This window comes from Streptomyces sp. SID14436 (assembly GCF_010548465.1).
GTDB lineage: Bacteria > Actinomycetota > Actinomycetes > Streptomycetales > Streptomycetaceae > Streptomyces.
In genome coordinates this window covers 1-7,374 of sequence record NZ_JAAGMD010000482.1, presented here as the reverse complement: position 1 = coordinate 7,374, position 7,374 = coordinate 1, and the positions used below count along the sequence as shown (strand labels likewise).

The window sequence follows — 7,374 nt, the reverse complement described above, 5'->3', positions numbered from 1 at the left end:
GGTGCGCGGTTCGTTGCCTTCGGGCGGGTGTGGTGCGGCGCCGGGGGCGGCTGGTGAGGTGGCGGGTCACGGGGTCCGCGGGCCGCATGCGGATCTGGTGGCCGCGGCGGGCGGCACGGGCGAGCGCGTCCGGCCCGTCCGGCCGGGAACCGGCCGTCCGAGGCGCTCAGGCCGCGATGCGGTGGGCGGCGGCTCGGGTGAGGCCCTGCATGACGCGGAGGTCCTCGGCCATCTCCGGGTGCCACTGGACGCCCAGGACCCAGTCGGGGGCGGGCAGTTCGACCGCCTCCACCGTGCCGTCCGCCGCGTGGGCCGACGGGATCAGGCCCCGGCCGAGGCGGGCCACCGCCTGGTGGTGGAAGGCCGTGACGGGGCTCACCTCGGGCACCAGCCCGGCGTAGCGGGTGCCCGGCACCGGGGTCACCGGGTGGCTGCCGAAGACGCCCGGCGCCCCCGCGTGCCCGTCGATGTGCTGGACGAGGGTGCCGCCGAGGGCGACGTTCAGCAGCTGCATGCCCCGGCAGATGCCGAGCAGCGGGATCCGCAGGTCCAGGGCCGCCCGGATCAGCGCCAGCTCCCAGGCGTCCCGAACCCGTGCGGGCGGGCCGGTGCGCGGGTCGGGTTCGGCGCCGTAGTGGACGGGTTCGACGTCCGGGCCGCCGGCGACGACCAGACCGTCGACGCGGGCCACGGTCGCCGCGGCCCGCTCCGGTGCGTCCGGGGGCAGCATCACGGCGAGTCCGCCCGCCCGCTGCACCAGCCGCGGGTACCCGGCGGGCAGCAGCGCCGCGTCCAGTTGCCACGCGCCCCAGCGCACCCCGGGCTCCGCGTACGTGCTGATGCCGATCAGTGGCCCGTCGTCCGCCATGCCGCCTCCGTCGCGTCCCGTCAGTCCCGTCAGTCCCGGGACAACTCTGCCTCGGCCGCGGCCAGTGCCGCGAACTCCTCCTCCGGGGCCTTCGCCACCAGGTGCCGGCGGCTGTACAGACCGAAGTAGGCCACGGCCACGATGTACACCGCCAGCGCGATGAACGCGGCCGTCACGTCCACCAGGAACGTCGCCACCAGCGCCGCGCAGGCCAGCATCAGGGCGACCGACGAGGTCAGCACCCCGCCCGGGGTGCGGTACGGCCGCGGCAGTTCCGGCTCGCGGCGGCGCAGCACGATGTGCGACAGCGACATCAGCGCGTACGAGATCGTCGCCCCGAACACGGCCACGTTCAGCATGCGCGCCCCGTTGCCGGTCCCGGCGGCCAGCGCGAAGCCGATCGCGCCCGGCACCAGCAGCCCCAGCCAGGGAGCCTTGCGGCGGCTGGTGAGGGAGAGGAACCGGGGCAGGTAGCCGGCCCGGGACAGCGCGAACAGCTGGCGCGAGCCGGCGTAGATCAGGGAGAAGAAGGACGCGACGAGACCGGCGAGCCCCGCGTAGTTCACGATCCGGCTGAGGCCGGTCGCCCGGCCGTCCGGCTGGAGTGCCTCCACCAGCGGATTGCCCGCGTCCTGGACGGCGGCCGACCCCCGGGCCCCGGCCGCGGCCACGAAGGTGACCACGGCCAGCACCGCCAGGATGCCCATCGACCAGCGGATCGCCCGCGGCAGGGTGCGGGCCGGGTCCCGGGTCTCCTCGGCGGCCAGCGGGACGCCCTCCACGCCGAGGAAGAACCACATGCCGAACGGGAACGCGGCCCAGATGCCGAGCAGCCCCATCGGCAGCCAGGAGTTCGCGCCGAAGGCCGAGCCGTCGACCGGGATGTCGTCCAGGGAAGAGGCGTCGAACGCGGACAGCGCGCCGACCGCGAAGACGACGAGGGCCGCCACCGCGATGCCGGTGACGACGAAGCTGAAGCGCAGTGCCTCACCGACGCCCCACAGATGGATGCCGATGAAGAGCACGAAGCAGGTCAGGTACACGGGCCAGCCCGACTGCAGGCCGAGCAGGCCGAGCGACTCCACGTAGTCGCCGATGAAGATGGAGATCGCGGCGGGCGCGAGGACGTACTCGATCAGGATGGCCGTGCCGGTGAGGAAGCCGCCCCAGGGGCCGAGCGCACGGCGCGCGAAGCCGTAGCCGCCGCCCGCGGTGGGCAGGATCGAGGACAGTTCGGCCAGGGCGAAGACCATGCAGGCGTACATGGTGCCCATCAGCACCATGGCGATCGCCAGGCCGCCGAAGCCGCCCTCGGCCAGGCCGAAGTTCCAGCCCGAGTAGTCGCCGGAGACGACGTAGGCGACGCCGAGGCCGGTCAGCAGCAGCCAGCCGGCGCTGCCGCGGCGCAGCCTGCGGCGGTCCAGGTAGTCGTCCGGTTCGGCGGGGGCGGAGGCACGGGAGGTGGACGGAAGGCTCACGGAGGACTCCCCAGACGCGGCGACGGAAGCAGGACGCCGCCGATGCAGCGGCGCCGGCAATGGAGCGGATCCAGACCTTTACGGGCCCATACCTTCCTGGCGCGGACACCGGGAGCGCAAGCCCCCGCGCGTCACGGCGCGGTAAACACCGCGTTGCCGGGCGCCGCCGCCCTCAGGCCAGGAACCCCCGCAGCAGCGCGGCGGTGCCCGCGCAGTGCTCGCGCATCACCTCGCGCGCCCCGTCCGCGTCGCCCTCCAGCACCGCCTCGACCAGGGCGGTGTGCTGCTGCTGCGAGTGCTCCAGGTTGCGCACCAGCAGCGGGATGCAGTCCAGCAGATCGTTGACGGTGGCCCGCACGGCCGCGTACTGCGCCGTCAGCGTCGGCGACCCGCACAGCTCCGCCAGCGTCAGGTGGAACAGCGTGTCCAGCCGCCGGTACTCCGCCAGCGGCGCGTCCCGTGTGCCCGCCAGGGCCTCGCGCAGCCGCTCCGCCTGCCGGCCCGTCAGGCCGTGCGCCGCGCACAGCCCCGCCGCCCCCACCTCGAGCACCTCACGGAACCGCAGCACGTCCTCGATGTCCACCTCGGCGATCCGCCGCCGCAGCTCGCCCTCCCCGGTGTCGGTCGGCCGGGGCAGCACGAACGTGCCGCCGTAACGGCCCCGCCGGGACTCCACCAGCCCCTGGTCCTGCAGCACCTTCAGCACCTCGCGCAGCGTCACCCGGCTGATGCCCAGCCGCTCCGCCAGCTCCCGCTCGGCCGGCAGCCGCTCCCCGCCGGCCACCAGGCCCAGGCGCACGACCTGGAGGATCTGCTCCAGCGCCTCCTCGAAGCCGTTGCCCGCGCGCACCGGCCGCAGCACCGGCGCGAGCCGGTCCCCGACCGTTCCGGCCGAACCCTCCCGCATGTGGTCGCGCCCCCTTCCCAAGCAATGGTTCCCGGCAATACCTTATGGCTCCCGGCCCGCCGAAGAAGCCGAAGGAGGCTCCCCGTGGCAGACCGCACACCACCACTCGGCGTCGAGGAACTGCGCGCCCTCGTCGCGAGCGGTGAGATCGACACTGTCGTCCTGGCCTTTCCCGATATGCAAGGGCGGCTCCAGGGCAAGCGGTTCGCCGCGCGCTTCTTCCTCGACGAGGTGCTCCGGCACGGCAGCGAGGGCTGCAACTACCTGCTCGCCGTCGACGCCGACATGAACACCGTCGACGGCTACGCCATGTCCTCCTGGGAGACGGGCTACGGCGACTTCGCCATGTTCCCCGACCTCGACACCCTGCGCCGCCTGCCCTGGAACGCGGGCACCGCCATGGCCGTCGCCGACCTGGCCTGGGCCGACGGCTCCCCGGTCGCCGCCGCGCCCCGCCAGATCCTGCGCCGCCAGCTGGACCGCCTCGCCGCCCTCGGACACACCGCCCAGGTCGGCACCGAGCTGGAGTTCATCGTCTTCCGGGACACCTACGAGCAGGCCTGGGACGTCGGCTACCGGGGGCTCACCCCTGCCAACCAGTACAACGTCGACTACTCGGTGCTCGGCACCGGGCGCATCGAGCCGCTGCTGCGCCGCATCCGCAACGAGATGGCGGGGGCCGGGCTCACCGTCGAGTCCGCCAAGGGCGAGTGCAACCCCGGCCAGCACGAGATCGCCTTCCGCTACGACGAGGCCCTGGTCACCTGCGACCAGCACGCCGTCTACAAGACCGGTGCCAAGGAGATCGCCGCCCAGGAGGGCTTCTCCCTCACCTTCATGGCCAAGTACAACGAGCGCGAGGGCAACTCCTGCCACATCCACCTCTCCCTCGCGGATGCCAGTGGCCGCAGCGTCATGCCGGAGTCCGCCGAGGACCCGGAGGGCATGTCGGACGTCATGCGCCACTTCCTCGCCGGGCAGCTCGTCGCCCTGCGCGAGTTCTCCCTGCTCTACGCCCCCCACATCAACTCCTACAAGCGGTTCCAGCCCGGTTCCTTCGCCCCGACCGCCGTCGCCTGGGGGCGCGACAACCGCACCTGCGCGCTGCGCGTGGTGGGCCACGGCCCCTCCCTGCGCTTCGAGAACCGCCTCCCCGGCGGCGACGTCAACCCGCACCTCGCCGTGGCGGGCATGGTCGCCGCCGGACTGCACGGCGTCGAGCAGCGACTTCAGCTGCCCGACCCCTGCCCCGGCAACGCCTACGCCGCCGACTACGAACACGTCCCCACCACCCTGCGCGAGGCCGCCGAACTGTGGGAGACCAGCGCCCTCGCCAAGGACGCCTTCGGCGCCGACGTCGTCGCCCACTACCTGAACATGGCGCGCGTCGAGGTGGACGCCTTCGACGCCGCGGTCACCGACTGGGAACTGCGCCGCTCCTTCGAACGCATGTGAGGCCCGAACCGTGTCCCACGAGTCATCCGAGCCCCAGGCCCCGTCCGAGCTCCGGGCCCCGTCCGAGCCCCAGGACCCGTCCGAGCTCCGGGTCGCCAACCCCGCCACCGAGGAAGTGATCGCCACCGTCGACGCCGTCGGCCCCGCGGGGGTGGACGCCGCCGTCCTGCGCGCCGCCCGGGCGCAGACCGCCTGGGCGGCCCTCCCGCCCGGCGACCGGGCCCGCCTGCTGCGCCGGTTCGCGGCCACTGTCGACACCCACCGCGAGGAACTGGCGCGCCTGGAGGTCCGGGAGGCCGGACACACCCTCGGCAACGCCCGCTGGGAGGCCGGCAACGTCCGCGACCTGCTCGACTACGCGGCCGGGGGAGTGGAACGCCTGACGGGCAGCCAGATCCCGGTTCCCGGCGGGATCGACGTCACCTTCCCCGAACCCGTCGGCGTCGTCGGTGTCATCGCCCCCTGGAACTTCCCGATGCCCATCGCCGCCTGGGGCACCGCCCCCGCGCTCGCCGCCGGCAACGCCGTCCTCCTCAAACCGGCGGAGGCCACCCCGCTCACCGCCCTGCGCCTGGCCGCACTCGCGCTGGAGGCCGGGCTCCCCGAGGGCCTGTTCCAGGTGCTGCCCGGACACGGCCCGGTCACCGGCAACGCCCTCGTCGAGCACCCCGGCGTCGCCAAGATCGTGTTCACCGGCTCGACCGCCGTCGGCAAGCGGGTGTGGGCCAGGGGCGCCGACCACCTCAAGCGCGTCACCCTCGAACTCGGCGGCAAGAGCCCCAACATCGTCTTCGCCGACGCCGACCTGAAGGCCGCCGCGGCGGCCGCCCCCATGTCCTTCCTCGACAACGCGGGACAGGACTGCTGCGCCCGCACCCGCATCCTCGTGCAGCGCTCCGTGCACGACCGCTTCCTGGACCTCCTCGCCCCGGCGGTCGAGGCCGTCCGGGTGGGCGACCCCGCCGACGAGAGCGTCGACATGGGCCCGCTGATCTCCCGGCCCCAGCTGGACCGCGTCCGCTCCTACGTCCCCGACGACCTGCCGGGCATCCGCGGCAAGGCACCGGCGGGCCCCGGCCACTGGTTCCCGCCGACCGTGCTCACCGGCGTCGACCCCGGCGCCCGGGTGGCCGTCGAGGAGGTCTTCGGCCCCGTCGCCGTCGTCCTGCCCTTCGACGACGAGGCCGACGCCGTCCGCCTGGCCAACGCCACCGACTACGGCCTGTCCGGCTCCGTCTGGACCCGGGACGTCGGCCGCGCCCTGCGCGTGTCCCGGGCCGTCCGCGCCGGGAACCTGTCCGTCAACTCCCATTCCAGCGTCCGCTACTGGACCCCGTTCGGGGGCTTCAAACAGTCCGGCGTGGGGCGGGAACTCGGCCCCGGGGCACTGGACGCCTTCACCGAGACCAAGAACGTCTTCATCAGCACGGAGGCCTGACCGCACATGAGCGAAGAAGTCATCTGCCGCCGCCTGGCCGGCCGCACCGCCGTCGTCACCGGCGCCGGCAGCGGCATCGGCCGGGCCGCCGCCCACCGGCTCGCCTCCGAGGGCGCCCACGTGGTCTGCGGCGACGTGGACGAGGCGCGGGGCAAGGCGGTCGCCGAGGAGACCGGCGGCCTCTACGCACACGTCGACGTCACCGACCCCGAGCAGGTCGAGGCCCTGTTCCGGACCGCGTACGACACCTACGGCAGCGTCGACGTGGCCTTCAACAACGCCGGCATCTCCCCGCCGGACGACGACTCCATCCTGGAGACCGGCCTGGACGCCTGGAAGCGGGTCCAGGAGGTCAACCTCACCTCCGTCTACCTGTGCTGCAAGGCCGCCATCCCCCACATGCGCCGCCAGGGCCGGGGCTCCATCATCAACACCGCCTCCTTCGTGGCCCGGATGGGCGCGGCCACCAGCCAGATCTCCTACACCGCCTCCAAGGGCGGCGTGCTCGCCCTCTCCCGCGAGCTCGGCGTGCAGTTCGCCCGGGAGGGCATCCGCGTCAACGCCCTGTGCCCCGGCCCCGTCAACACCCCGCTGCTGCAGGAGCTGTTCGCCAAGGACCCGGAGCGCGCCGCCCGCCGCCTGGTGCACATTCCGCTGGGCCGGTTCGCCGAGGCCGGGGAGATCGCCGCCGCCGTCGCGTTCCTGGCGAGCGACGACTCCTCCTTCGTCAACGCCACCGACTTCCTGGTGGACGGCGGGATCTCCGGGGCGTATGTCACACCGCTATAGGCCGTGTCTTTCGGATCTCCCCGGGGCCGCGGGGCTCGGCACGCACTCCCCCGGAGGGGGCACCCCCAGCCGCGTTGTCGTCGGTTGCCGATGCTCCGCATCGGCGCCCTCCTCCGCCTTGCAGCCGCACGCACCAAGCCCCGCTCACCGGCAACTGTCAAGGCGCCGCCGATCCGGTCGGAGTGATCCGAAGGGCACGGCCTCTAGCGCCGGTCGTCACCGTCCCGTCCGTCCCCCTACAGTGCCGGGATGAGCATGACGCCCCCACCCGGCTGGTACCGCGACCCGCACGCCCCGCACCTGGAACGCTGGTGGGACGGCACCGCCTGGACCGAGCACCGGCGCGCCCCGGGGGCCGCGGGGGCACCGGGAGTGCCGGGGGCACCGGGGGGTCCGGTGCCGGCTCCGGGCGCTCCGGCCGGTCCGGGCGGCCCCGGCG

At 73.9% G+C, this 7,374-nt stretch carries 7 protein-coding genes; 4 read left to right on the top strand and 3 right to left on the bottom strand.

Annotated elements, in window-relative coordinates:
• Nucleotides 1–166 precede the first annotated feature (166 nt).
• From G3I53_RS16710 to G3I53_RS16700, 3 genes are all read right to left on the bottom strand, one after another.
• Nucleotides 167–868, bottom strand: coding sequence for a gamma-glutamyl-gamma-aminobutyrate hydrolase family protein (locus G3I53_RS16710; RefSeq protein ID WP_164335427.1), 702 nt, complete (start codon nucleotides 866–868; stop codon nucleotides 167–169).
• A gap of 29 nt (nucleotides 869–897) precedes the next feature.
• Nucleotides 898–2,346 (bottom strand): ethanolamine permease, encoded by a 1,449-nt coding sequence (eat, locus tag G3I53_RS16705; RefSeq protein WP_164335425.1) that lies wholly within the window; start codon nucleotides 2,344–2,346, stop codon nucleotides 898–900.
• A gap of 172 nt (nucleotides 2,347–2,518) precedes the next feature.
• A complete protein-coding gene (locus G3I53_RS16700; RefSeq protein ID WP_164335423.1) occupies nucleotides 2,519–3,253 on the bottom strand; it encodes an FCD domain-containing protein in 735 nt (244 codons plus the stop codon).
• Nucleotides 3,254–3,337: 84 nt separating this feature from the next.
• Here G3I53_RS16700 and G3I53_RS16695 point away from each other — a divergent pair, with 84 nt between their 5' ends.
• From G3I53_RS16695 to G3I53_RS33945, 4 genes are all read left to right on the top strand, one after another.
• The gene (locus G3I53_RS16695) at nucleotides 3,338–4,708 is read left to right on the top strand and encodes a glutamine synthetase family protein (protein ID WP_164335421.1); all 1,371 of its coding nucleotides are present in this window, start codon (nucleotides 3,338–3,340) and stop codon (nucleotides 4,706–4,708) included.
• A gap of 10 nt (nucleotides 4,709–4,718) precedes the next feature.
• A complete protein-coding gene (locus G3I53_RS16690) occupies nucleotides 4,719–6,146 on the top strand; it encodes an aldehyde dehydrogenase family protein (protein WP_164335419.1) in 1,428 nt (475 codons plus the stop codon).
• Between the two features lie 6 nt (nucleotides 6,147–6,152).
• Nucleotides 6,153–6,935, top strand: coding sequence for a 3-oxoacyl-ACP reductase (locus G3I53_RS16685; RefSeq protein ID WP_164335417.1), 783 nt, complete (start codon nucleotides 6,153–6,155; stop codon nucleotides 6,933–6,935).
• A 255-nt stretch (nucleotides 6,936–7,190) separates the two neighbouring features.
• A partial coding sequence (locus G3I53_RS33945) for a DUF2510 domain-containing protein (RefSeq protein ID WP_239063945.1) occupies nucleotides 7,191–7,374 on the top strand: 184 nt, incomplete at its 3' end.

Coding starts and splice junctions, on each gene's coding strand:
- G3I53_RS16710 (WP_164335427.1), bottom strand. CDS start 868: ATGGCGGACGACGGGCCACTGATCGGCATCAGCACGTACGCGGAGCCC.
- G3I53_RS16700 (WP_164335423.1), bottom strand. CDS start 3,253: ATGCGGGAGGGTTCGGCCGGAACGGTCGGGGACCGGCTCGCGCCGGTG.
- G3I53_RS16685 (WP_164335417.1), top strand. CDS start 6,153: ATGAGCGAAGAAGTCATCTGCCGCCGCCTGGCCGGCCGCACCGCCGTC.